Below are 24,516 nucleotides of genomic sequence, written 5' to 3'. Positions count from 1 at the left end.
CGTAGCGCTTTCCGCCGCGATGCTGAAATAAATTCAGCATGACGAAAAATATATGCCGGTATATGGGTTTGAAATGACCAGCGAAGTGAAGCACACGCCTGATAGCGAGCATAAGGGCCTGATCGGTCTGCTTCCGTCGGTAGCCCGACCCTATGCTTTGCTTGCCCGCCTTGATCGTCCCATCGGCTGGTGGCTGCTGTTCTGGCCTTGTGCGTGGAGCGTGGCGTTGGCGGGTGGTGCAATACAGCACTGGGATATGCTGTTGTGGTTGTTGCTTGGTTCCATTGCCATGCGTGGCGCTGGTTGCGTATATAATGACATTGTCGATCGCAATCTCGACAAGCAGGTGGAGCGCACCCGCTCCCGTCCTCTGGCGAGCGGCGCGGTCTCGCTGAAAGCGGCATGGACATGGCTGGGGATATTGTGCCTAATAGGACTTGTCGTCTGGCTTCAACTCAATCTCATAGCGAAGCTGGTGGCGCTCGGCAGCATTGTGCTCGTAGCCGCATATCCGTTCATGAAACGCATTACTTGGTGGCCGCAGGCGTGGCTCGGCATGGTGTTTAGCTGGGGTGCGCTGGTTGGCTGGCTCGCCATTTCTCCGACGTTTTCGATGGCGATGTTACTTCTCTATCTGGGCTCAATCTTCTGGGTTATCGGTTACGACACCATTTATGCGCTGCAGGACCGCGAGGATGATGCGCTGGTTGGCATCCGTTCCAGCGCCCTGCGTCTCGGCGACAATATCCGTTTCGGTGTCTTGGTTTTCTATATGTTGGCTCTCCTTGGCTGGGCCGTGGCATTCTGGATGATCCGTCCGCAATGGCTCGCGCTGGCGGCGCTCATTCCAATGGCAATGCATTTGCTATGGCAAATTGGCTCCCTGCGCAGCGATGATGGGGCAGATGCGCTCGACAAGTTCCGGTCCAATCGCTTCGCCGGGTTCCTCATGTTTCTCGCCTGCCTGGTGCTGGGCGAGGCGGGATAATGGTCCCGCCGCCAATTAACGCTTGAAACAGTGGCAGAATCTGGCATCTTTAACCACGCAATTAAATCCCTTTCCTTTTCCGGAGCAACCCCATGAAACAACGCCGCCTTGGACGCAGCCCTATTTACGTGTCGGATATCTGCATGGGCACCATGACCTTCGGTAGCGGGGCGGATGAGGAGATGTCGCGCAAGATCATGGATATGTCGGTCGATGCCGGGATCAACTTCTTTGACACCGCCGAGAATTACCCCGTTCCACCCAAGCCGGAATGGGCGGGGGAGACCGAGAAGATCGTCGGCCGCTGGATGAAGGACAAGGACCGCGATAGCCTGATTATCGCTACCAAAGTTTCCGGCCCGAGCCACGGCTGGATCAAATCTGCCCAGCGCGCGGGCATGACCGCGATGGACCGCCACAATATCGTCCGCGCGCTCGATGCCAGCCTCAAGCGCCTGCAGACCGACTATATCGACCTCTACCAGACCCACTGGCCGGACCACGGCATCGCCTATGACGAGACGATGGAAGTGCTCGACGAGCAGATCCGCGCCGGCAAAATCCGTGCCATCGGCTGCTCCAACGAGACCAGCTGGGGCCTGATGAAATCGCTCGAAGCCTCCGAGCGGCTGGGCGTCGCCCGCTATTGCACCATCCAGAATAATTTCAGCATGAACAACCGCCGGTTTGAGGACGAACTGGCGCAGGTTTGCCGCCAAGAGGGGGTCAGCCTGATCCCATACTCCCCGCTCGGCGGCGGTGCGCTGTCGGGCAAATATAACGACGGCGCAACGCCCGAAGGCGCGCGTTTTTCGGCGTATCTCAAGCTCGGCGGGCGGCAGAGGAAAATGGCCGAGCGCTTTGTAAACCCGAAATCGGAGGAATCCACCAAGCGCTTCATGGCCATCGCCAAAGAGCTCGATATGGCTCCGGTCACGCTCGCCACCGCCTGGTCGAAGCAGCATGATTTCGTCGCCTCGACCATTGTCGGCGCGACCCACAGCGACCAGCTCGCGGACATATTCGCCGCGGCCGACGTTGTGTTGAGCGACGACACCATGAAGCGCATCTACAAGATCAGCCGTGAAATCATGTACCCGATGGGCTGAACCGCCCCGCGCAAAACCAGCGCCTTGAGGAACGGCACGCGTCTCTCCAGCGTCCAGCCATCATGGCGTGGGGTTGGGGAAGGGGAAGAAGGGGAAGGTCGTGAGGGCGATCCTTCTGCAACACGCAGGTGCCACGCAGCACGGGGTGCCGCGTGGTAGCCGAGCAGATGAGCGGTTTTGACCTGGTTCGCATCTGAGAAGCCCGCTCGCACTGGGCCTGTTGAAGTGCCATTGTCAGGCGGACATGGGCCTTCGGAAACCCGTCCTTCGACAGGCTCAGGACGAACGGTGGTTTCCAGATCATCGTTATCCGGCATTTCCCCGAATGCGTCACGCTGAACATGATCCTTAGAACCATCACCATGCTGAACCTCGCGGCATGCGTCATGCTGAACTTGTTTCAGCATCCCCGGAGATTATACCCGAACCGATGGATATCCTGAGCCGTCAGACCGCCGCAGGCAACCAGGTTCAGCATGGCTAGTTTTCTCCTCCAACCGCTCATCCTAAGCCTTTCGAAGGACCCGCTCATCCTCGCACCGTTCATCCTGAGTTTGTTGAAGGATCGCGCAAAATCATCCTGAAAACCTATAACCCATTCCTTTTGTTGCCCATAGCTGCGGAGAGGCAGCTATGGTTGGTTGAAAGGAGTTAGGTTAACCTATTTGGTGCGGTGTAGGAAAGGTTGAAACTATTTCGATTTGTTATTGGTTGAGCTCGATTCAATAATTGGCCCTAATCCCGGCCCCAATAACTGCTCCATTATACCGGACATGTTAGTCATGAGGCCTAACAGTTCTTCCTTTTCAATATCGGTTCCCGTTGTGAATGGGAATTTTACCATTTCCATCATTTTATCGTTCTGAGAAGATAGTTGAATATCGATTGGAATGTTACTTGCTATGTAATCTTCGTTTTCTCCGATATACTGAGAAACAGGTATTTTTCTTTTGTGCTTCACCGTGATAGATCCAATATCACGAAATTTCTCTTCAAGTTGATTATCAGTAGTCATGTCGATTAGGTTGTTGAAAGCCTGATCTGTTACCAAAATTTGTTTGGGATCTGCATAGCTCATAATTCTGGCAGCATCGTTTATACATCCGCCAGCGACATTTACTAAGCCATTTATATCATTATATAAAATGCATTTCCCTTCATTAATTCCGATTCTCAAATTATAGTGAGTATGGCAATTGCACCATCCTGCGTCTTCAAATTTTTCGCACGGATTGCTTTCGATATTTTCATAGATATTTTTCAATAAGTTGGTTGCGAAGTTCAGTCCGACCATTTGCAATCCGGAAAATGTAAAACATATAGCTGCACCGTCACCTGTCGGAATTCGGATTACGTCAGTGGAGAAATTGAGGTTATTGTTTTGGATATATTCAATATTACTTTGGCCCACACGATTGAGGCACTCAGAAATATCGATTTGTAGTTGTTCGATAATTTTTTTCTGTATCGTTGATTTTCGTTTAGAATAATCAACGATATCTATGAATACGATTTGAGCATCGACTGCTCCGTGTTTCCTAGTCAATATGTCGTCTAAGTGTTTGCTTTTTTTTGTATCTGACATTTAGTATCTCAATACCCCTAAGACTAGGCAGATTAGAACGTAATTTTATTTTTGTAAACGGGGCAAAGCGTTGAGCGACAAATTCGCGTCGAGAGAGATATTGTTAGAGTAAAAGGCAAAACACTTTTTACTAACCTCACCACCACCCCGTAATCTCCATCACCAGCACTGCAAACGCATAGCCCAGCGTTGCGTACATCAGACCGCGGAAGACGGGGTAGGGGATGCGGGCTTTTTCGGGGTGGCCGGAGGGGTGGACGACTTCGACGCTTTCGCCGATCACCGGCGTGGGGAAGGGCGTGTAGAGCCGGTCGCGGACCTCGATCGGCTGGCCGCGTTCGTCGGGGAAGCGGAACACCGGGCTGTACATCGTGGCGCCGTCATCCCGCAGCAGATGGTGGCGGACAATCTTCGCCTGCACGCGGCGCACGGGCCCCCGGATAAACGGCGCATCCGCCCGCAAAGCCAGCAACAGTCCCGCCGCCACCAGGGCCAGGCTTAACCAGAGGATGATGGTTTCGATCATGGGTCAGATTTCGCTTTGTGCCTTCTCCCTTGAGGGAGAAGGATGTGCAGACTTGCGAACTTGTTCGCTAGTCGTAGCTGGAAGAGGGTGTTCTGCATTTGAGATCGTTCACCCTCACCCAGCTTTGACCAGGCAGCAAGCTGCCAAGTCGTCGCAACCCTCTCCCTGATAGGGCGAGGGGCCTTTGCCCCTATTCCGCAAACAGATGATCCAGATAGGCCGCGAGGCGGACGCCGCCCTGTTTCAGCCGCAGGTTCATGTCTGCGGTATGCTTGTAGATATAATCATAGGACAGGTTGGGGATCGCCGGATATTCGGGGTTGGGCGGGTTGTCGGGGTCAAACGGATAGATGCGGTCGCGCATGACTATGTTCTCCGCGATCCATGTCTGCGGGTTTATGTCGGTCCATTGCTGCCGTTCCTCTTCGGTGACCGCATCGCCGACGGGCTTGCCTTCATTGTCGGTGGGCTTTTTTGCCGTCGCATAGGTTTCTCCCGGCGGCACGGTGACATAATGCCAGGGCGGCGTCTCATCGCGCCAGAAACCGCTGGGGTCCGAGCGCATGAAGTCGGGCCAGGTCGATGCCTCGGCAATGGACTTCACGCTCAGTATGCCAGTGATCGCTGCGCGGGTTTTCTCGGCGATATGAGAGTCCGCAATCTTGCCGGTGACGCGGTGGCCATTGGTGCCCCAGGCGAGGGCGGATTGCGGAAGAATCGCGAGCGTCGCAGCGGCGACCAGGGAGAATATTTTCATAGGCCGGGAGCTATCACGCAGGTCGCGGCCTGTCCATGCCGGACGGCGTTTGACACCGGCCAGCGGGCGTGCAAAACGCTATCGCAAACAGGGGGAGAACACGCATGAACGCATTTCGCATTGTCACCATTTTAATCGGGCTGGTGCCGATATTTCTGGGTGTGACCGGGATTATTTTCGGTGCGGCGGAACATAATGGCGGCGCAGATGCTGCAGCGGCGCTGGACAATCAATATCGCTATCTCGCAGGCGTTTACATCGCGGTCGGGGCGATGATCCTCTATTCTGCGGGCGATGTTAAAGGCCGGGCGATACTGCTGCGTTTTGCACTGCTAGGCTGGGTACTCGGCGCTGTCGGCAGAATGGTTTCCTGGGCAAGTTTGGGTGAGCCAGCGAGCTGGCAAGTGAGCGGGCTGGCGATCGAGCTGATCGTTCCGGCGGTGATGATTTTGTGGCAAGCGCGGGTGGTGAAGGGCTAGTTTGCCCTTTACCTCGCCTTCTGCTTGGCCAGCATCTCCTTGAGATAGCCGCCGGTATAGCTGCCCTTGACCTTGGCGACCTCCTCCGGTGTGCCTTGCGCGACAATTTCGCCGCCGCGTACGCCGCCTTCGGGGCCGAGGTCGAGGATATGGTCGGCGGTCTTGATGACATCGAGATTATGCTCGATCACGATCACGCTATTGCCCTGTTCCACCAGCCGCTGCAGCACTTGCAGCAGCTTGCGAACGTCCTCGAAATGCAGGCCGGTGGTGGGCTCGTCCAAGATGTAGAGCGTCTGCCCAGTTGATCGTTTGGATAGCTCCTTGGCCAGTTTGACCCGTTGTGCCTCGCCGCCCGAGAGCGTGGTCGCCTGCTGGCCGACCTTCACATAGCCCAGACCGACCTCGTAAAGCATCGCCATTTTGTCGCGGATTGGCGGCACCGCCTTGAAGAAGCTCACCGCATCCTCGACCGTCATGTCGAGGATATCGGCGATCGATTTGCCCTTGAACTTCACTTCCAGCGTTTCGCGGTTATAGCGCTTGCCGCCGCATTCCTCGCAGGTGACATAGACATCGGGGAGGAAGTGCATCTCGATCTTGATCAGCCCGTCGCCGCGACACACTTCGCAGCGGCCACCCTTGACATTGAAGCTGAAACGCCCCGGTTTGTACCCGCGCGCGCCCGATTCCGGCAGGCCGGCGAACCAGTCGCGAATATTGGTGAAAGCCCCGGTGTAGGTCGCCGGGTTGGAGCGGGGCGTGCGGCCAATCGGCGACTGGTCGATATCAATCACCTTGTCGCAATATTCCAGACCGGTAATCTTGTCGTGCTTGCCCGCGATAATCCGCGCGCCATTGAGCGTCCGCGCCGCTGCTGCGTAGAGCGTGTCGATGGTGAGCGACGATTTTCCTGAACCAGATAGGCCGGTAATGCACGTAAATGTACCTAATGGGATAGAAGCTGTGATATTCTGCAGGTTATTCGCCTGCGCGCCGTGGACAGTGATTTTCTTGCCATTGCCCTTGCGGCGCTTGGCCGGAATTTCAATTTCACGCGTGCCATTGAGATAGGCGGCGGTCAGTGATTTCTTGGACTTGAGGATCTGCTTGAGCGAGCCTTCCGCCACCACCTCGCCGCCGTGCACACCGGCGCCCGGCCCCATATCCACCACCCAATCCGCAGTGCGGATCGCATCTTCATCATGCTCGACGACAATCACGGTATTGCCGAGATCACGCAGCCGTTTGAGCGTCGTCAGCAGCCGGTCGTTATCCCGCTGGTGCAGGCCAATGCTGGGTTCATCGAGCACATAAAGCACGCCGGACAATCCCGATCCGATTTGCGAGGCGAGCCTGATCCGCTGGCTCTCGCCGCCCGACAATGTCCCGCTGGTCCGGTCGAGATTGAGATAGTCCAGCCCGACATTATTGAGGAACCCCAGCCGCTCGATAATCTCCTTGAGGATCGGCTCGGCAATCTGGCTCTGCGTCTTGTCCAGTTTCGCGCCCAACGCTTGAAAAAATGCCAGCGCATCGCCAACGCTGCGGCGGGTGGAGATGGAAATGTCTTCGCCCGCAATCTTCACCGCCAGCGCTTCCGGTTTCAACCGCGCGCCGTGACAGGTCTCGCACGGGGCCGCCGCCTGAAATTTGGCCAGCTCTTCCTGCATCCAGGCGCTTTCGGTCTGCAGCATGCGGCGATTGAGATTGCCGACGACGCCTTCAAACGGCTTCTTCACTTCATAGGATTTGCGCCCGTCCTGAAAGCGCAAAGTGACCGGCAGGCCCTGCGTGCCGTTCAGAACGATATCGCGATGATGTTCGCTCAATTCATTCCACGGCGTATCCAGCGAAAACTCGAAATGTTTCGCGATGCTGCCGAGCACCTGCATATAATAAGGCGAAGGCGGATTGGATTTTGCCCACGGCACCACAGCGCCCTTCTTGATGCTCAGCGCCGGGTTGGGGACAATGAGTTGCGTGTCGAAATGCAGCTTTTCGCCCAGACCGTCACACGAGGGACAAGCGCCCTGCGGCGCGTTAAACGAGAACAGGCGCGGCGCGATTTCCTCGATAGTGAAGCCGCTAACCGGACAGGCGAACCGTTCGCTGAACACGATGCGGTTGTCCGGCAGGCCGGTGCCTTTCATTTTCCCGCCCAACTGCGGTATATCAGGTCCTTCGACAAGCTCGGGACGAGCGGATTTTTTTAACGCGATACCATCTTTAATGTCCGTTCGTGCTGAGCCTGTCGAAGTACGATTGTCGCCAGGCTCTGGTTTGAACAAGGCGCTTGCTTCATTAACTCCGCCCTTATCCGCCAAAGCCTCGGCAACCGTCCCCTCAGCCAGATCCACAAACGCCAGCCCATCAGCCAGCCTGAGCGCGGTTTCAAAGCTATCCGCTAGCCGCGTTTCCAGCCCTTCGCGCACTACCAGGCGGTCAACCACGACTTCAATGTCATGCTTGACCTTCTTGTCGAGCTTGGGCGTCTCTTCAATATCGTAAAATTCGCCATCGACTCGGACCCGGGTGAAACCGGCTTTCTGCCATTCGAGCAGTTCCTTGCGATACTCGCCCTTGCGCCCGCGCACGACCGGGGCGAGCAGATAGAAGCGCGTTTTTTCCGGCAGCAACATCACCCGGTCGACCATCTGCGATACGGTCTGCGCGGTAATCGGCAGCCCGGTTGCGGGCGAATAAGGCACCCCGGCCCGCGCCCACAGCAGCCGCATATAATCGTAAATCTCGGTCACCGTCGCGACCGTTGAACGCGGATTGCGGCTGGTGGTTTTCTGCTCGATGGAGATGGCGGGGGACAGACCCTCGATATGCTCGACATCGGGCTTCTGCATCATCTCCAGAAACTGCCGTGCGTAGGCGGAGAGCGATTCCACATAACGCCGCTGCCCCTCGGCGTAGATAGTGTCGAACGCGAGCGATGATTTCCCGCTGCCGGACAGGCCGGTAATCACGATCAACTTGTCGCGTGGCAGATCAATATCAACGCCTTTGAGATTATGCTCCCGGGCGCCCTTAACTTTAATGTGGGTCAAACTCATGCGCGTGCTTTGCCGAAGATGCCGGAGAGAGTCCAGCGGGTCATTGGGACAGGGTTCGGTGAATAGTATGTTCTGTTTTTGTTCGCGATGCAAGAAAGAGATTTCGCTGCCTAGTCGCGTCATGGATTGGCCAGACGTTGCAGCTATATCGAAACCCGTCCGCCGTTTGTCGAAAACCCTCGAGGCTTGCAAAAAATCTTGCTATGGTCCTATCCAGCCACTTTGCGCTCCAGAAACGGCAACCTTCGGGCGTGCGACGGCTGAACAAATGGGGGATGGTGTCATGACTTTGGGTACGCGTAAACGGGCTTCGCGGGATCAATTGCCTACCGCATGGGCATGCTCCAGATCCGGCGGGGCTCTTCTCCGCTTCCTGCCCCTATAGGGAGCGGCAGTCGCTGCCATGGTGACGCCATCCCCCTTTGCATCGCCGCTATTGGCACAGGCAGCAGCCCCGGCACCCTCTCCGGAACAGGTCGCAGCGGATCAGTTGATGGCGGATGAAAACTGGGAAGGTGCGGTCACGGCCTTTCGAAAACTCCTCAAATCCGATCCCGATAATGCCGCCAACCGGGCCAGCCTGGGGCAGGCGCAGCATCGCGGCGGCAATGCCAAGGCCGCCCGCCAATCCTATCTGAAGGCGCTCGAAAACGGATTTCAGCCGGCCTCCCGCCTGCGCTATCGCCTCGCGCTGATTGCGTTGGAAACGGGCGATTCCGGCTAAGCGCTGACCCAGCTGGAAGAGATTGCCAAGGCCGGTTCGCAGATTGGCCGGGTCATCAAGGGAACAGCGCAATTTGCCCCGATTGCCGGCGATCCGCGCTATGCTGCGGTGCTCAAGGCGACCACGCCGTGCGCAATCGATGATTATCGCGCGTTTGATTTCTGGCTGGGTAGCTGGGATGTCACCGTGGCGGGCGCCAGTGCACCCACGGCTGTCAACCATATCACCACCGCCCAGGATGGCTGTGTGGTGCTCGAGGATTATACGAATAACGCGTTTTCCGGACGGAGCATCAATTTCAATGACCAGCAAACCGGCAAATGGCACCAGAGCTGGATGGGCAATGGCGGCGGCGCGGTCTATCTCGAAGGCGGGCTTAGCGAAAAAGGCGAAATGGTGCCCACCGATGCCGAACTGCCGGCGGTCAAGGCGACCAATACCATCAATTTGGTGACCTGGACACCGCTATCCGACGGCCGGGTTCGCCAGCACTGACAGAATTCATCGGACGGCGGCAAGACCTGGACCACCAGTTTCGACGGCTATTACAAAAGGCAGGAAGCCACGCAAGCGGACTGAGCCCCGCGTCACTCCGCCACCAAATCCCTGACAAAACCAATCAGCCCGGTCTGCCGCGCCCGGCGCAAGCGTTCGGTCGAGAGAATCTGTTTTACCTTGGCGAAGCAGGCGTCGAGATCATCGTTGATCAGCACATAGTCATAGCCATCCCAGTGGCTGATCTCGCTGGTAGCCCGCTGCATGCGGCTGTCGATGATTTCATTGCTATCGGTGGCGCGGCTTTCCAGCCGGTCTCTTAGCTCTGCCAGAGTTGGTGGCAGGATGAAAACCCGCACGACATCTTGCCCGGCGCGTTGATAGAGTTGCTGGGTGCCCTGCCAATCGATATCGAACAAAACATCCTGGCCGTGTTCCAGGCTCTTCTGGACCGGCGCGGCCGGGGTGGCGTAGCGGTGGCCAAATACGGTTGCATATTCGAGAAATGCATGGTCAGCGACCATTTCCTCAAATTCATCACCAGTGACGAAATAATAATCCTTGCCGTGTTCCTCGCCAGGACGCTGGGCGCGGGTGGTGACAGACACGGACATCGCGATTTCATCATCGGCCCCCAGCAACATACGGGCCAGCGTCGATTTGCCAGCGCCGGATGGAGAGGAAAGAACAAATAAAAGCCCGCGGCGGCTCAGTTTGTCGTTGCTATGTGAAGAAATATCGTCGGCCATAGCGGCTATTGGCCGAGAACGGCGCAGTGCGTCAAGATGCTTGTCACTACCACCTTGTCTTTATGGCCTAAACCAACTGATGACACTGGCGCGGTTTGTCATTATCAGGAACGCAGCATAGCAATCCTGCTGTGAAAGGGAATAATCCGGTCCGATGGTCACGACCCGCGTCAGCACGATATTTTTTTCAGTCGGCCTGACTATCATGATCGGCTGGCTGTTCTATGTCGGAAAGGATATCATCCTCCCGATTGTAACGGCAGTGATTCTGCTTCAGATATTATATGCTGCCAGCGCGGCTGTGGCCCGTTTACCGGGACTGGGCCGAACGCCGATCTGGCTGCGCGCGACATTGGCGCTGATTGGCTTTTTGATGGTGCTTTTTGCCATGACCCGCATGCTCGTCGCCAGCCTGCAAAATCTGGTACCCTCTTTACCGCTCTATCAGCGCAATCTGGAAAACCTGTTCGCAAGCTGGTTTCCGGTTTCAGCCACGGCAACCGAACCAAAAATACGGGCCGCTGAACTTATGGCTTCGCCTTCAGAAATCTTCGACCGCGGCAGTGAAGCCGTTGGCAAAGCGGTCAGCGAATTTGCCAATAGTTTCTTCACCGAGATTGATATTGCCTCGATCGCGCAAACGGCTTTGTCATCGATCACTTCTTTCGGCGGCTTTGTGTTTATCACGATCCTTTATGCTTCGTTTATGCTCAGTGAAATTACCGGCTTCCCCGAAAAAGTTCGCCGGGCGTTTGGCAATGATATGGCATCGACTGACACGCTGAATATGTTCACGCGAATCAACCATGATATCGGCAGTTATCTGGCAACCAAAACATTGATCAATATCATGCTCGGCGTGGTCTGCTGGATCATTTTGGTGATCATGGGTGTGGAATATGCGGTGCTGTGGGCGATCATCATCGGTCTGCTAAATTATATCCCCTATATCGGCTCAATTGTTGGCGTTGCCTTCCCGGCGCTTTTCGCCGTCGCCCAATTCGGAACGCTGACTACGCCTCTGATCGCAACCGGCCTGCTGACCGCAGCGCAAATGATCATTGGTAATGTTGTGGAACCGCGTATGCTTAGCAAGTCGGTTAATCTGAGCCCGATGGTGGTGCTGATATCCCTGGCGATATGGGCGTCTCTATGGGGTATTCCCGGCGCGATACTGGCTGTGCCTTTCACCACTATATTGATGATCGTGCTGGCCCGGCGCGAGACCACTCGCCCAATTGCCGCGCTGCTCTCTGCTGACGGGAATGTTTAGCCAGCAGGATCCGGTTTGAAGACTGGCGGCTTGAGCGCCGCGGCCGCTAATGTCGATAGCCCAATCAGCACTGACCCGATCAGAAATGCCAGATCATAATTGCCATAGGCTTCAAATAAATATCCGGCGCCTGCCGGTGCCATAGCGACAAAGGGGAGCAACAACGGAGCGTAGACCGAGTTGATCATCGGAAAGCTTTTTTCGCCAAAGTAATTGCTGATCATAGCCGGAGCGAGTGCAAATTTTCCGCCATAGCAGCAGCCGGTGATAAAGCCGGAAATCGCCAGCATCGGAAAGCTTGTCGATGCCCCAAATGTTACAAAGCCGATAAGCATCATGCCCATGATCGCGGCAATCAACCAGCGCAACTCGATCCGGTCACCGAGCATACCCGCCGGAATCCGCCCTGCTCCGCTACCGAAGATGAAAATGCCGACCAGCGTTGCGGTATCGAGCGAAGAAATACCGATGTCGGAGAGATGCAGTGCGCCGTGGGTCAGCAGAAATGTCCCAACAGCCAGATAGGTTACTGCGATCAGCATCATCAGAAAAATCGATCGTGTTTTGAAGACCTGACGAAGCGTCCAGTCCTGAGCGCTGCGATAAGTGCGCGGCTTGGCATTTCTGCTGTCCAACCCTTGCTGACTACGGGGATCGATTCCGTCAGGATGTTGGGCGATGTCTTCCGGTTTGTTGATCAGAAACTGTGCAATGACCAGCGCGCCGACCAGCGCGATCATGCTGGTCATCCATCCGGACTGCCAGCTGCCAAAATGAGCCATAACGCGGGCTATGAGTGGTTGTGCAACAAATCCGCCGACAGCGCTGCCGGTCACTATTATGCCAAGCACCGTGGCGCGCCGGATGTTGAACCAGTTGATGATCAGTGTATGTCCGCAAATTGGCCCGGTCAGACCAAATGATACACCCATCACCAGACCCCAGACCATCGTCCAATGCCAGACTTCGCTGACCAGAAAAGTCACCATGAGCAAGCCGACAAGCATAACCGAAAGGCCGAGCGTGAATGTAAACCGCACCCCTCTTTTACCAATCAACCAAGCCGTCACAGGGTAGCTGAGCCCAAGCATCACGAAACCGAGACTATGCGCAATCGATGCGTCTCCCCGGTTCCAGTTCATAGTTGAGACCATTTCCGGGAAAATTACCGAATAGGCGAAAAACACGAATCCGGATGCAGCGAACTGGATGAAGAAAATCAGCGCGGCATTGTTCCAGCCATAGAATTTTCGTGGGGATACTGGCGCGGATGTTACAGCTTCCAAAATACTCTCCTGCGTCGCCGTTTTGGCGATCTGCTAGAAGCTTACAGCAATGTCAGTGGCAATCAATATTGCAATTGTTAGTCGGCAGCAATTTGTCTGCGATCACGGCGCTTTCGCTTTTTTCTTTGCCGGCGTGGGTTCCACATCAATCACCTGATCTGATGCGGGAAGCTCTTCCTCGTCCCTGGAGCGGTCATAGAGCGCCTTGGCAATCATCGCGCCGCCGACTAGCATCGCACCGGGAAGGGACCGCGTTGCAATGCGAGTTGCGATCACGCCCAGACCAAAACCCATTATTCCGTTGCCTTTGCCGCGCTTGCGCGCTGCGTTGCCGACAACGGCGGTGGCGAGGTTTCTTAGCAAAGTCATTCAGCTTTCCTCTTTTTCAGCAATCGGAACAGGTTCCTTGAACGTATGGGTAACATAAGGGAATGGAATTTCAATGCCGGCATCATCCAGAGCGCGCTTGACGGATCGAATAACCGTATCCCGGCTTTCGTGCATGGCGCGCGGTTTCGAGCCAGACCACCAGCGGATATTAAAATCGACCGAGCTGGAATTAAATTCGCAGGCGAACACATCAATGCCTTCTGCAACATCTACCCCGTCTGCCGATTTAACCGCATTTAAAATCACTTCGCGCGCCTCCTCCAGATCGGTGTCATAGGAAACGCCGCACACCACGTCATGTCTGCGCTTTTCAACATCGGTCAGAATTTTGACCGGGTTTTTGAACAGGATCGAATTTGGAACGATAGTCAGCTCTTTATTGGGTTTGCGAATATGGGTTTCGCGCAACGCAATATGTTCGACTACGCCTTCGGTTCCTTCGCATTCAATATAATCACCAATCCGCATTTTCTCGCGCAGCATGATCAATATGCCCGCCATGAAATTTTCGAAAATATCCTGAAAGGCAAAGCCGATCGCAACCGCGCCAAAGCCCAGACCGGCAATAAGACTGGCAGGTGTGAGACCTGGCATAAGGATAGTCAGCGCAATCATCAGGCCGATGACCCAGATAGCAATGCGCACCAGAGTTTCGATCAATTCGCGCAATGATGGGCGCATGCTGGCCGATTTGGTTATCTGGTCGGTAATTTTGATGGCGAATTTGGAAATAATCCACGTGAGGATCAGGACGATCAAGGCAATCAGCATGCCGGGGACCATCGATACCAGCGCTTCCCACATATCGGCCAGTTGTCCTGTCAGGATTTCTACCGACCCCCTTGTCTTGTCCGCTAGTTTTTCTGTTACTTCAGCTCCTGCACCGCTATTTGACATTGTTGCTCCCGTTTTACCCGAATATATCTACCGCCTAACTCATCAGCGACTTTTTGGTTGCGAAGCGGGCGAGAATTTGCCCGGTCGACTTGTCCGGCTTATTCGACCTGCTGATCCAAATCTCTCTTGTCAACCAGCGGTACCCCGTCCTTGAACGTAACGGTGACATAAGGAAACGGAATCTCGATATTGGCATCGTTCAGGGATTGCTTGATTCTCCGCACGACTGAATCGCGACTGTCGAGCATATCGGGTACGCCGCTGCCGGACCACCAGCGAACGGTAAAATCGATTGAACTATTGTTAAATTCTGTGGCCAGAACATCGACGGGGCGGCTTTTGTCCACGCCGTCCGCGCCTTTGACTGCTTCTTTTATAACCACCCGGGCCTTCTCCAGGTCGGTGTCATACGCAACACCGGTCACGATCTCATGCCGTCGTGTCGTCTCGTCGGTCAGGATTTCAAGCGTATTTTTAAACATATGAGTGTTTGGGACAATTAGCAGTTCGCGTGACAATTTACGGATATGGGTGTCACGGAGGCGGATCATTTCGACTGTGCCCTCAATATCGCCCGCCTTGATATAATCGCCGATCCGCATTTTCTTGCGGGCCATGATGAAGATACCGGCGAGGAAATTTTCGAAGAAATCCTGAAAAGCGAAGCCGATGGCAACCGTACCCAGGCCCAAACCGGTTACCAGTCCCGTTGGGGTTAGCCCCGGTAACAGGATGGTCAGCGCCACCAATAATCCAAAAATCCAGATTCCGATCCGTATCAGAGTATCGATCAGCGCGCGGAGTGATGGTCTCAATTCCTGTTTTTTGGTGATCCAGTCCGCTATCCGTGTCGCAGAGCTGGCGATGAGCCATGTGACCAGAAGGACCATCAACGCGATGATCATCCCAGGAACCATTTCGACCAGACTTTCCCAGATTTTCCACAACTGACGGGTCAGCACGCTGGCGGTGTCGAACGACTTGTCTATGGTTTTATCGAGCTGGCTGTTCATGTCGTCACTCGCTATTACTGGACTCTTTGGTCATGTTCTCGGGCCGGTCATCGCTTCGGGTCGCACATATTTGTTATACGTCGCTTCATCAACAAGCCCCAGTTCGAGTGCGGCGGCCTTTAGCGTTATGCCCTTGTCATGTGCATGTTTGGCGATTTTCGAAGATTTGTCATAACCGATGATCGGGGCGAGGGCGGTTATCAGCATAAGCGAGTTATCAACCAGATGCCCGATACGCTGCTCATTCGGTTCCAGCCCGTCAACGCACCGTGTCGCGAAACTGGACATACCGATGGATGCAATTTCGATCGACCGCAACACATTGGCACCGATTAATGGTTTGAAGACGTTGAGCTCCAGATGGCCCTGCAAACCGCCAACGGTCACCGCCTGGTGGTTGCCGATCATCTGGGCCGCGACCATCGTCAGCATCTCGCACTGCGTGGGATTGACCTTGCCGGGCATGATCGAGCTACCCGGTTCATTCGCGGGCAGCGACAGTTCGCCAAGACCAGAGCGCGGACCGGAGCCGAGCAGGCGGATATCATTGGCAATTTTGGTGAGCGATACAGCCAGCGTGCTGAGCGCGCCGGAGAGTTCAACCATTGTGTCATGGGCAGCCAGTTCGGCAAATTTATTGGGTGCGGAAGTGAACTTAAGCCCGGTTATTTTCGAGATTTCCCGGGCAATATGCTCGCCAAAATTTTCCGGTGCATTGAGACCGGTACCGACGGCGGTGCCGCCTTGGGCCAGCTGATGCAGGCGCGGTAACACCGCTTCAATACGATCCCGATTGGCTACAAGTTGTGCTGTATAGCCGGAGAATTCCTGCCCGAGTGTCAGCGGCGTGGCATCCTGCAAATGCGTTCGTCCGATTTTCACAATAGATTTCCAGGCTTGGGCCTTTTCAGCCAGCGCATCATGGAGCTGCTCGAGTGCAGGAAATAGTTCGACCTCCAGCGCCAGGGCCGACGCGACATGCATTGCGGTCGGAAAACTGTCGTTGGAGGATTGTCCACGATTGACGTGGTCGTTGGGATGCACCGGATATTTGCCGCCGCGCGTTCCGTAAATGGACTCGTTGGCGATCCCGGCAATCACCTCGTTCACGTTCATATTGGTCTGGGTGCCGGAGCCTGTTTGCCAGATGGTGAGCGGAAACTGGTTGTCATATTCCCCAGAACGCACTGCTTTTGAGGCTTTTTCTATCGCGGCGGAAATTTCGGCCTCAAGACCGTGGATGCCGTTCACCCTTGCTGCTGCCTGTTTCACCGTCGCCAGCGCATGGATCAACCGGATTGGCATCCGTTCTTGGCGGGGGAAGGGAAAATTATCGATGCTTCGCTGGGTTTGCGCCCCCCAATAGGCCTCGGCAGGCACTTCGATATTGCCAAGCGAATCTGCTTCTGTGCGGGTTTTGGTCATATCTATACAATAGCAGCAAAAAGCCGTTCGTCATGCTGAACTTGTTTCCGCATCTTGCGGGATAAATGGATTGAGTCACGGAATCCCCAAACGATTTAAGGATTAACAGCGGTGTATATCTACTTCTTCTTGCCGAAATCCACGGTAACAACATTGGAGCCATCGTCGACAATTTCTATTTCGCTGGCACTGGAATCAGCATCGGCATCATTTTCTGCAGGCTCATGCCCATCCATGTCGTCTTCCACTTCCTCAACATGAAATTGGAGCGCGAAATCGACGGCGGGATCGACAAAGGATGTGATCGCGGCAAACGGGATATGCAGCATCGAACTAATCTGGTTGAAGCTCAGCCCTACCTCAAAGCGATCGCCATTTACTCTCAGATCCCAATAGCGATTCTGGATGACAATCGTCATTTCATCGGGAAATTTGGCGATCAGATGATCGGGTATTTCAACACCCGGTGCGCGGGTTTTGAACGTGATATAAAAATGATGCTCTCCGGGGAGCCCGTCTTTCTCGACCTCGCCGATGACCCGGCCAACAACGGCGCGCAGGGCCTCCTGCACAATCTCATCATAAGGAATCAGGCTGTCGGGCGCGCTATCAGTCATATGCACTTGGTGGCGGCATGTGCGGGGTTGGTCAAGAGCGTTTCATGCTTTTTTGCGCCGAGCCACCGCGAAATTCTTGCCTGAAAACTTCTAGCCATTATAGGCAAGCACCATGAGAACGGCGACAATAGAGCGAAACACCAAGGAAACCGAAATTTTCGTCGCGTTGAATCTGGACGGAACAGGACAATATGACGTGTCCACCGGCATTGGATTTCTCGACCATATGATCGAACAATTTTCGCGTCATTCGCTGATTGACTTGAAATTGCGGATCAAGGGCGATCTGCACGTGGACCAGCATCACACGACCGAAGATAGCGCTATCGCGGTAGGGCAGGCGATTTTGCAGGCCCTTGGTGACAAGGCGGGAATCACCCGATATGGCAATGCGTACTCGCCCATGGACGAAACGCTGAGCCGGGTGGCGCTGGATATTTCCGGACGGCCATGGATGGTCTGGAAGGCTGGCTTCACGCAGGAACGTCTTGGCGAGATGGACACTGAGCTTTTCAAACACTGGTTTCACAGCGTCGCGGACGCCGCCGGAATAACCCTGCATATCGAGCTGCTTTACGGCGAGAATAACCATCATATTGCCGAAAGCATATTCAAAGGCTTCGCCCGTGCGATGCGACAAGCGGTAGAGCGCGATCCACGCAAGGGCGATGCTATTCCTTCGACAAAGGGCCAGCTTGGTGGCTGAGACTATCGCGCTGATCGATTTTGGCGCCGGCAATCTTCATAGCGTTCACAATGCCTTGCAAGCGGCAGGGGCGCATGGCGTTGAGGTCACAGCTGATCCCGAGGTGGTGGCCAAGACTGACCGCATTGTCTTGCCGGGTGTGGGCGCTTTTGGGGCGTGCCGCGATGCGCTGGCCGGGATTGACGGCATGATTGCAGCGTTGGAGCAGCGGGTTCTCAAACAAGGCGCGCCGTTTCTCGGGATTTGCGTCGGCATGCAGTTGCTGGCTGACAACGGCATTGAGTTTGGCGAGCACAAAGGGCTGGGCTGGATATCGGGAATTGTGGAGAAGATGGAGGCTTCCTCGGCCGATATCAAAATCCCGCATATGGGCTGGAATGATGTCACACCGCAAACCGATCATCCGCTGATTGAACCCGGTGAAGCCTATTATCTCCATGGTTATCATTTTCGAGCGGCTGATAGTTCAGAAGTACTGGCAACTACGACTCACGGAATGCCCCTGGTTTCTGCTGTCGGCCTCGATAATATTGTCGGCGTGCAATTTCATCCCGAGAAAAGCCAGGCCTATGGTCTGGCGTTTCTCAAGCGCTTTCTGGAGTGGAAACCATGATTAACAATAGGCCGTTCGTGCTGAGCCTGTCGAAGCATTGTGTGCGCATTAAACAGTCCTTCGACAAGCTCAGGAAGAACGGATCAACGCTATGATCGTATTCCCAGCTATCGACCTTAAATCCGGCGAAGTCGTCCGGCTGGCCGAGGGCGATATGGATCGCGCGACCGTTTATGGCGATAACCCGGCGGCGCAGGCCTTGTTATTTGCCGAGGCCGGCGCGGAACATATTCATGTGGTGGATCTTGATGGCGCCTTTGCGGGCTCGCCCAAAAACGCAGAAGCGGTGGAAGCGATTATCGCGAGTTTCCCCGGTCATGTCCAACTGGGCGGTGGGATCAGGAACCGTGAAACAGTGACGCGCTGGTTTGAACTCGGCGTAGCGCGGCTGGTGATCGGCACTGCGGCGCTCAAAGACCCCGAATTTGTCAAAGACATGGCGAAAGAATTTGAAGGCGGCATTGTTGTCGCCGTTGATGCCCGCGACGGCATGGTCGCGACCGAAGGCTGGGCCGATGTGTCCGATGTTAGTGTGAGAGATTTGGCACGGCGCTTTGAAGACGCGGGCGTGGCATCCATCCTGTTCACCGATGTTGGTCGCGACGGGATGCTGACCGGATGCAATATAGAAGCAACCGTCGATCTCGCCCGCAGCGTGGACATCCCTGTCATCGCGAGCGGCGGTGTTAAAGGGCTGGATGATATTCACATATTGGGCCAGTTCGCCAAAGACGGTATTGAAGGCGTCATCACCGGGCGCGCGCTTTTTGAGGGGCGGCTGGATTTGGCGACCGCTATTGCGATGGCAAATCGATAGATGACCGTCCGTATCCGCGTCATTCCCTGCCTCGATGTTTCCAATGGACGCGTGGTCAAAGGCGTGAATTTTGTTGATCTGGTGGATGCTGGCGATCCGGTAGAACAGGCCAAGGCCTATGATGCCGCTGGAGCCGATGAACTGTGCTTCCTCGACATCGGCGCATCCCATGAAAATAGAGACACGATAATAGAAGTTGTGCGCCGCACCGCCGAAGTTTGTTTCATGCCGGTAACGGTGGGCGGCGGGGTGCGCACAGCGGACGATGCGCGCGCGCTGCTTATGGCGGGCGCGGACAAGGTGGCGGTGAACAGCGCGGCGGTCTCGCGCCCAGAGGTTGTGAGTGATATAGCCAGCCGGTTTGGTAGCCAGTGCATGGTTGCATCCATCGACGCGCGTTTAGTAGAGCCGGGTCGTTGGGAGATATTCACCCACGGCGGCCGCACGCCAACCGGTATTGATGCGCTAGAACACGCTCATAAAATGGTCAGGCTCGGGGCAGGAGAGTTGCTGGTTACCTCGATGGACCGCGACGGTACCCGCGATGGCTATGACCTCGCTTTGATGCGCGCCATATCAGACAGTGTGACAATTCCCGTTGTGGCCAGTGGCGGTGTAGGTAATCTGGATCATCTGGTGGAAGGCGTTACAAAAGGCGGTGCCAATGCCGTGCTGGCGGCCTCGATTTTCCACTTCGGGGAATATAGCATAGCTCAGGCCCATGCCGCTTTGCGTGCCGCTAACCTTCCAGCCCGCAGTTGATCCAAATTGAGACAGTTTGAAATAACACTAAATTAACTATCTCTTTTTACACATAATTAACCCCAAAATCGCATTAACACTTCTGAAACCATTTCTAGGTGAAGCATTTGCGTCGAGTCGGCCAACGTCGATCAGCAGTTTCAAACGGAGATAGTTTGAGAAATAACAACCCGATGGGGGAAGAGATGAAAATGAATCGTATCGCTCTAATAGCTACAGCATCAGTACTGGCGTTCGCATCCGTGCCGGCTCATGCTATTTATCCGACGCAGACCAATGATTACCAGGCACAAGGCGGCAAGCAGGGTGGCGCCAAAAAAGGCGGTGGTCGCGGTGGTAAAGGTGGCTCCGGTGGTTCTTCCAGCTATGGCGGTTCGTCAAGCTATGGTGGATCATCCAGCTACGGCGGTAGCAGCGGGTCGAGCGGTGTAACCTCTTCCACTTCCGGCGGCTCAACCTCGACATCATCAGGCGGTTCATCGACCAGCGGCGGCTCAACCTCCACTTCAACAGGCGGCGGCACGACCAGCGGCGGCACGACATCCAGCTCTGGCGGCGGTACCTCTGGCGGCTCAACCTCCACATCGACCGGCGGTTTTTCCACCAGTGGCGGATCTACCTCCACCTCAACCGGCGGCGGCGCATCAACCTCTACCGGTGGTTCTACTTCTACCTCAAGCGGCGGAATTTCTACCTCTACCGGCGGCGTATCAACGTCTTCTGGTGGAGTATCCACTTCTTCGGGCGGCGTATCGACCTCTACCGGCGGCGTTTCCACATCGACCGGCGGTTCATCGAGCTTCGGCGGGTCTTCCAGTTCCTCATCCAGCTCCAGCAGCTCATCATCAAGCAGCTCAACCAGCTCGGGTACATCATCGGGCGGTTCAACCGGCTCCACAGGTGGTACACCGGTTCCTGAACCAGGCGTAATGGTGCTGTTCGGTCTGGGTGCTGGTGGTCTGGTTGCAGGACGGCTGATCCGGCGTCGCCGCAAGATCAAACAGCAAGACTAGGATTATATTCCCCGGCCTCTGGCCAGGCGACACCATCGATAAAGCGAGAAGTTCGGGGTGTAAGGGTTTCCAGAATCCTGCCCCGAATTTTTTTGGTTAACGTCGGAATTGTTTACACATTCCGATGAGCGCAATAATCGTTAATCATTATATCCCGCAATAACAGGAGCTTTCCGCGATTTGGCAAGAAGTTTGCTTAACTATAGCGATAGAGATAATTTTTACTTTTGGAGCAATTCCATGAATATCGCAAAATCCGGAATACTGGCTGGCATCGGTGCATTGACAATGGGGCTCGCCGCTCCAGCCGAAGCCGCATGGTATTCTAACAATCGCGGAACCTGGAATGGTGGAAGCTCATCTGGCTGGGGTAGCTCAGGCTGGGGTAGCTCAGGCTGGGGCAGTTCAGGCTGGGGCAGCTCAGGTTGGGGTTCATCAGGAGGTTCCAGCGGCAGTTCCGGTTCGACCGGAGGCTCGACTTCGTCCGGTGGTTCGTCATCGGGCGGTTCATCTTCTGGTGGAACGCAGATTCCCGAACCGTCCAACTTCATGATGCTCGGCCTCGGCGTTGGCGGACTGGTTGCAGGCCGCCTGGTGGCGCGGCGTCGGCGCAAGACAGCCTGACCCATTGAAAAATCGGCGAGGCGATTGCCAATCAGCGCCTTGCACAACGGGCCGCCAAACGCGTTTTGGGGGCTCTTTTTCTGCTTTAGGCCATCATTCCCATGCAAGGGCTTGACGCAGCGGCCCATGCTCGCGCAAACCGCGCATTATGAACGACACACTCGCAAAGCTCGAAGAAACGATCCGGATGCGGCGGGCTGCCAACGCGCCGGATAGCTACGTCGCCAGTCTTGGCAGAAACGGCCGTGCGAAAATGGCCGAGAAGCTGGGGGAAGAAGCGGTTGAAGCGGTTATTGCAGCGGTGCAGGATGACAAGCCCGCGATGGTTGGCGAAGCGGCTGATCTGATGTTTCACCTTCTGGTGTTGCTGGCGGACATGGATTTGTCGATGGCCGATGTATTGGCGGAACTGGAACGTCGGGAAGGCCTCTCAGGAATTACGGAAAAATCTTCAAGAGGAACAAGTTAATGGCGATTGATGCAACGCAACCTTATGATGATGAGAATATTTTTGCAAAAATCCTGCGGGACGAAATTCCTAACAAGACGGTTTATGAAGATGAACATGCGCTGGCTTTTCATGATATTAATCCGCAAGCACCGCACCATATTCTGGTCATTCCCAAAGGGCGATATGTCAGTTGGGATGATTTCTCTGCCAATGGCAGCGATGGCGAGATAGCCGGTTTTGTTCGCGCTGTTGGGCATGTCGCCCGTGAGGCGGGCATGGTCGAGCCCGGATACCGCTTGCTCGCCAATATTGGCAAAGACGGTCATCAGGAAGTTCCCCATTTGCATGTCCACATATTTGCCGGAAAACCGCTTGGACCAATGTTGATGAGAGGCTAGTAACGGACGTAATGATACCGGACAGCCGGTGCATTGGGATTATTGGGGAGTTGAATATGGCAGGAGCAGCAGTACCGACGGGAGAAGGCTGGTCATCGCGGACCGCCTTTATTTTGGCAGCGGTTGGTGCCGCCGTAGGTCTTGGTAACATCTGGCGCTTTCCCACGCTGGCGGGTGAAAGCGGCGGCGGGGCGTTTGTCTTATTCTACATTATCTGCATCCTTCTCATCGGGCTGCCGATGCTCCTTTCAGAAATTTTGATCGGACGCCACGGCGGAAGCGATGCCTATCATAGCGTTGTCAAGGTGGCCGAGGATTCCGGACGGAGCAGAAATTGGGGTATATTCGGCGGCATTGGTACGCTGAATGCGTTCCTGATCCTGACCTTTTACAGCGTAGTAGCTGGCTGGGTGCTCTATTACGTCGGCGTGATGGCGGGCGATTTTCTTGGCGCGCTGTTTTCCGGTAATCCGCTGGCTGGCGCGTTGGCAGCGGAGTCTCCCGACACAATCCCTAGCCGGATGACCGACCTTTTTGCCGATATCCCGATGTTGCTTGGGATGCATACATTATTCATGGGAATCACGATCTGGATCGTTGCACGCGGGGTGACCGACGGCATTGAGAAAGCCGCGAAGTATATGATGCCGACCTTCTTTGTGTTGCTGGTTTTAATCACCATTTATGGCGCATTTACCGGGGAATTTGCCAAGGCCGTGGCGTTTCTCTTCACACCCGATTTCTCCAAACTGACCCCTGCAGTAATGAACGATGCATTGGGTCAGGCGCTATTCTCGCTCAGCGTCGCTTCGGCAGCCCTGATCACTTATGGCAGCTATGTTTCCAAGGAAACCAAACTCGCACCAACAGCCGGGATGATTGCTTTTGCCGATACCGGTGTTGCGATCCTCGCCGGCCTGATGATCTTCCCGATTGTTTTTGCTGTCGGGTTGGACGTCGCGGCTGGCCCAACATTGGTGTTTCAGTCGCTTCCGATAGCATTCCACACGATGACGGGGGCTCGTTGGTCGGATTGTTGTTTTTCGTCCTCATCTTTTTTGCGGCGTTGACCAGTTCCATCTCGCTGCTTGAGGCAGTGGTTGCATGGGCGATGAAACGGTTCGGATCGGGTCGCGCCATTACTGCATGGACGGTTGGCGGTCTCATTTTCCTCATCGGGGTTGCTTGTGCGCTCTCGCTCAATGTCTGGAGCGATGTGCGGCTGCTCGGCTTCTGGTCTCTGTTTGAAGACAAGAATATTTTCGATACAATTGACGATGTGGTGTCGAAAATTCTGTTGCCGATTACCGCATTTTTGACGGCGATTTTCATCGGTTGGCGCGCGGACAAGAAACTGGTTGCGGCTGAGACGGGATTGGAAGGAGGCATTTTTGTGCTTTATCGCTTCCTGATTTCCTGGCTGGCACCGATAGCCGTATTCTGCATCGCGTTGTTCGGTCTGTTTCCCGTCCTGCTGGGTTGAACCTGACCTTGTCGCAATCCAAGTTTTCGAAATGCCCGGTCTGCAAAAAGCCGCAGGCCTCTCAATTCAAGCCGTTTTGCAGCGCAGGCTGCAAGGATCGTGACTTGTTGCAATGGCTGGGAGAGGGATATCGGGTGCCGGGGCCAGCGGTTTCGCCCGATCAGCTGATGGACCATTTCGCCGACAATTCCGGTCGCGACGGAGAGGCGTGAATGGAACGATAATCCGGCACCCCACGCAAGCGATTTTTAGGGTGGACAACCCGCCCGCG

29 protein-coding genes are annotated in these 24,516 nt (G+C 55.2%); 17 read left to right on the top strand and 12 right to left on the bottom strand.

The window, feature by feature from the left end:
* Positions 1 to 52: 52 nt before the first annotated feature.
* Both ubiA and HF685_RS05795 read left to right on the top strand, forming a co-directional pair.
* Complete coding sequence (gene ubiA, locus HF685_RS05800) at positions 53 to 988, top strand: 4-hydroxybenzoate octaprenyltransferase (protein WP_246218776.1); 936 nt, start codon at positions 53 to 55, stop codon at positions 986 to 988.
* Between the two features lie 92 nt (positions 989 to 1,080).
* Positions 1,081 to 2,097: an aldo/keto reductase gene (locus HF685_RS05795; RefSeq protein WP_168818693.1), complete on the top strand. Its 1,017-nt coding sequence runs from the start codon at positions 1,081 to 1,083 to the stop codon at positions 2,095 to 2,097.
* On the opposite strand, the gene HF685_RS05790 is transcribed toward HF685_RS05795, so the two are convergent.
* From HF685_RS05790 to HF685_RS05775, 4 genes are all read right to left on the bottom strand, one after another.
* Entirely contained in the window at positions 2,058 to 2,504 is a 447-nt protein-coding gene (locus HF685_RS05790) for a hypothetical protein (protein WP_168818692.1), read from the bottom strand. The two genes, HF685_RS05795 and HF685_RS05790, sit on opposite strands and share 40 nt — an antisense overlap.
* 284 nt (positions 2,505 to 2,788) lie before the next feature.
* Positions 2,789 to 3,682, bottom strand: coding sequence for an adenylate/guanylate cyclase domain-containing protein (locus HF685_RS05785; protein WP_168818691.1), 894 nt, complete (start codon positions 3,680 to 3,682; stop codon positions 2,789 to 2,791).
* Between the two features lie 136 nt (positions 3,683 to 3,818).
* Positions 3,819 to 4,208 carry a DUF3592 domain-containing protein gene (locus HF685_RS05780; RefSeq protein ID WP_168818690.1) on the bottom strand — a complete coding sequence of 130 codons (390 nt, stop codon included), beginning with the start codon at positions 4,206 to 4,208 and terminating at the stop codon, positions 3,819 to 3,821.
* A 190-nt stretch (positions 4,209 to 4,398) separates the two neighbouring features.
* Positions 4,399 to 4,965, bottom strand: a complete 567-nt coding sequence (locus tag HF685_RS05775) for a S1/P1 nuclease (protein WP_168818689.1) — start codon at positions 4,963 to 4,965, stop codon at positions 4,399 to 4,401.
* 104 nt (positions 4,966 to 5,069) lie between these two features.
* On the opposite strand from HF685_RS05775, the gene HF685_RS05770 reads away from it, so the two are divergent.
* Positions 5,070 to 5,444: a DUF4345 domain-containing protein gene (locus HF685_RS05770; RefSeq protein WP_168818688.1), complete on the top strand. Its 375-nt coding sequence runs from the start codon at positions 5,070 to 5,072 to the stop codon at positions 5,442 to 5,444.
* Positions 5,445 to 5,452: 8 nt separating this feature from the next.
* Here HF685_RS05770 and uvrA read toward each other — a convergent pair whose 3' ends face one another.
* The gene (uvrA, locus tag HF685_RS05765; RefSeq protein ID WP_168818687.1) at positions 5,453 to 8,509 is read right to left on the bottom strand and encodes an excinuclease ABC subunit UvrA; all 3,057 of its coding nucleotides are present in this window, start codon (positions 8,507 to 8,509) and stop codon (positions 5,453 to 5,455) included.
* A gap of 403 nt (positions 8,510 to 8,912) precedes the next feature.
* Here uvrA and HF685_RS05760 point away from each other — a divergent pair, with 403 nt between their 5' ends.
* A complete protein-coding gene (locus HF685_RS05760) occupies positions 8,913 to 9,233 on the top strand; it encodes a tetratricopeptide repeat protein (protein ID WP_168818686.1) in 321 nt (106 codons plus the stop codon).
* A gap of 108 nt (positions 9,234 to 9,341) precedes the next feature.
* The gene (locus HF685_RS05755; RefSeq protein ID WP_168818685.1) at positions 9,342 to 9,728 is read left to right on the top strand and encodes a hypothetical protein; all 387 of its coding nucleotides are present in this window, start codon (positions 9,342 to 9,344) and stop codon (positions 9,726 to 9,728) included.
* Positions 9,729 to 9,820: 92 nt separating this feature from the next.
* Here HF685_RS05755 and gmk read toward each other — a convergent pair whose 3' ends face one another.
* Positions 9,821 to 10,477 carry a guanylate kinase gene (gmk, locus tag HF685_RS05750; RefSeq protein WP_168818684.1) on the bottom strand — a complete coding sequence of 219 codons (657 nt, stop codon included), beginning with the start codon at positions 10,475 to 10,477 and terminating at the stop codon, positions 9,821 to 9,823.
* A gap of 154 nt (positions 10,478 to 10,631) precedes the next feature.
* Here gmk and HF685_RS05745 point away from each other — a divergent pair, with 154 nt between their 5' ends.
* Complete coding sequence (locus tag HF685_RS05745) at positions 10,632 to 11,750, top strand: AI-2E family transporter (protein ID WP_168818683.1); 1,119 nt, start codon at positions 10,632 to 10,634, stop codon at positions 11,748 to 11,750.
* On the opposite strand, the gene HF685_RS05740 is transcribed toward HF685_RS05745, so the two are convergent.
* The 6 genes from HF685_RS05740 to HF685_RS05715 form a co-directional block, all read right to left on the bottom strand.
* A complete protein-coding gene (locus HF685_RS05740) occupies positions 11,747 to 13,036 on the bottom strand; it encodes an MFS transporter (protein WP_168818682.1) in 1,290 nt (429 codons plus the stop codon). The two genes, HF685_RS05745 and HF685_RS05740, sit on opposite strands and share 4 nt — an antisense overlap.
* Positions 13,037 to 13,138: 102 nt before the next feature.
* Positions 13,139 to 13,405, bottom strand: a complete 267-nt coding sequence (locus HF685_RS05735) for a hypothetical protein (RefSeq protein WP_168817416.1) — start codon at positions 13,403 to 13,405, stop codon at positions 13,139 to 13,141.
* Positions 13,406 to 14,323: a mechanosensitive ion channel family protein gene (locus tag HF685_RS05730; RefSeq protein ID WP_168818681.1), complete on the bottom strand. Its 918-nt coding sequence runs from the start codon at positions 14,321 to 14,323 to the stop codon at positions 13,406 to 13,408. It lies immediately after the preceding gene.
* 98 nt (positions 14,324 to 14,421) lie between these two features.
* Positions 14,422 to 15,336 (bottom strand): mechanosensitive ion channel family protein, encoded by a 915-nt coding sequence (locus HF685_RS05725; RefSeq protein ID WP_168818680.1) that lies wholly within the window; start codon positions 15,334 to 15,336, stop codon positions 14,422 to 14,424.
* Between the two features lie 30 nt (positions 15,337 to 15,366).
* On the bottom strand, positions 15,367 to 16,761 hold the full coding sequence (fumC, locus tag HF685_RS05720; RefSeq protein ID WP_168818679.1) for a class II fumarate hydratase: 1,395 nt from the start codon (positions 16,759 to 16,761) through the stop codon (positions 15,367 to 15,369).
* A 119-nt stretch (positions 16,762 to 16,880) separates the two neighbouring features.
* Positions 16,881 to 17,378 (bottom strand): SspB family protein, encoded by a 498-nt coding sequence (locus HF685_RS05715; RefSeq protein WP_168818678.1) that lies wholly within the window; start codon positions 17,376 to 17,378, stop codon positions 16,881 to 16,883.
* Between the two features lie 112 nt (positions 17,379 to 17,490).
* On the opposite strand from HF685_RS05715, the gene hisB reads away from it, so the two are divergent.
* The 11 genes from hisB (at position 17,491) to HF685_RS05665 (ending at position 24,457) form a co-directional block, all read left to right on the top strand.
* Complete coding sequence (gene hisB, locus HF685_RS05710) at positions 17,491 to 18,084, top strand: imidazoleglycerol-phosphate dehydratase HisB (RefSeq protein ID WP_168818677.1); 594 nt, start codon at positions 17,491 to 17,493, stop codon at positions 18,082 to 18,084.
* Positions 18,077 to 18,697, top strand: a complete 621-nt coding sequence (gene hisH / locus HF685_RS05705) for an imidazole glycerol phosphate synthase subunit HisH (RefSeq protein ID WP_246218775.1) — start codon at positions 18,077 to 18,079, stop codon at positions 18,695 to 18,697. The genes hisB and hisH overlap by 8 nt, the downstream gene beginning before the upstream one ends.
* A gap of 91 nt (positions 18,698 to 18,788) precedes the next feature.
* On the top strand, positions 18,789 to 19,514 hold the full coding sequence (hisA, locus tag HF685_RS05700; protein WP_168818675.1) for a 1-(5-phosphoribosyl)-5-[(5-phosphoribosylamino)methylideneamino]imidazole-4-carboxamide isomerase: 726 nt from the start codon (positions 18,789 to 18,791) through the stop codon (positions 19,512 to 19,514).
* Positions 19,515 to 20,276, top strand: coding sequence for an imidazole glycerol phosphate synthase subunit HisF (hisF, locus tag HF685_RS05695; RefSeq protein WP_168818674.1), 762 nt, complete (start codon positions 19,515 to 19,517; stop codon positions 20,274 to 20,276). It begins immediately after the preceding gene.
* A 173-nt stretch (positions 20,277 to 20,449) separates the two neighbouring features.
* Positions 20,450 to 21,289, top strand: coding sequence for a PEP-CTERM sorting domain-containing protein (locus HF685_RS16620; RefSeq protein WP_168821298.1), 840 nt, complete (start codon positions 20,450 to 20,452; stop codon positions 21,287 to 21,289).
* A gap of 240 nt (positions 21,290 to 21,529) precedes the next feature.
* Positions 21,530 to 21,913 (top strand): PEP-CTERM sorting domain-containing protein, encoded by a 384-nt coding sequence (locus HF685_RS05685; RefSeq protein ID WP_168818673.1) that lies wholly within the window; start codon positions 21,530 to 21,532, stop codon positions 21,911 to 21,913.
* Between the two features lie 148 nt (positions 21,914 to 22,061).
* The gene (locus tag HF685_RS05680; protein WP_168818672.1) at positions 22,062 to 22,382 is read left to right on the top strand and encodes a phosphoribosyl-ATP diphosphatase; all 321 of its coding nucleotides are present in this window, start codon (positions 22,062 to 22,064) and stop codon (positions 22,380 to 22,382) included.
* Positions 22,382 to 22,762: a histidine triad nucleotide-binding protein gene (locus HF685_RS05675; protein WP_168818671.1), complete on the top strand. Its 381-nt coding sequence runs from the start codon at positions 22,382 to 22,384 to the stop codon at positions 22,760 to 22,762. The genes HF685_RS05680 and HF685_RS05675 overlap by 1 nt, the downstream gene beginning before the upstream one ends.
* A gap of 56 nt (positions 22,763 to 22,818) precedes the next feature.
* Positions 22,819 to 23,832, top strand: coding sequence for a sodium-dependent transporter (locus tag HF685_RS05670; RefSeq protein WP_246218774.1), 1,014 nt, complete (start codon positions 22,819 to 22,821; stop codon positions 23,830 to 23,832).
* The gene (locus HF685_RS16305) at positions 23,829 to 24,245 is read left to right on the top strand and encodes an SLC5/6 family protein (protein WP_246218773.1); all 417 of its coding nucleotides are present in this window, start codon (positions 23,829 to 23,831) and stop codon (positions 24,243 to 24,245) included. The genes HF685_RS05670 and HF685_RS16305 overlap by 4 nt, the downstream gene beginning before the upstream one ends.
* Positions 24,242 to 24,457, top strand: coding sequence for a DNA gyrase inhibitor YacG (locus HF685_RS05665; RefSeq protein ID WP_425500176.1), 216 nt, complete (start codon positions 24,242 to 24,244; stop codon positions 24,455 to 24,457). Before HF685_RS16305 ends, HF685_RS05665 begins: the two co-directional genes overlap by 4 nt.
* Positions 24,458 to 24,516: the final 59 nt, after the last annotated feature.

Origin of the sequence: Parasphingorhabdus halotolerans, from assembly GCF_012516475.1 — a bacterium.
Taxonomy (GTDB): domain Bacteria; phylum Pseudomonadota; class Alphaproteobacteria; order Sphingomonadales; family Sphingomonadaceae; genus Parasphingorhabdus; species Parasphingorhabdus halotolerans.
Note: the sequence above shows the minus strand (reverse complement) of the source record. Positions and strands in the feature narration are given on the sequence as shown.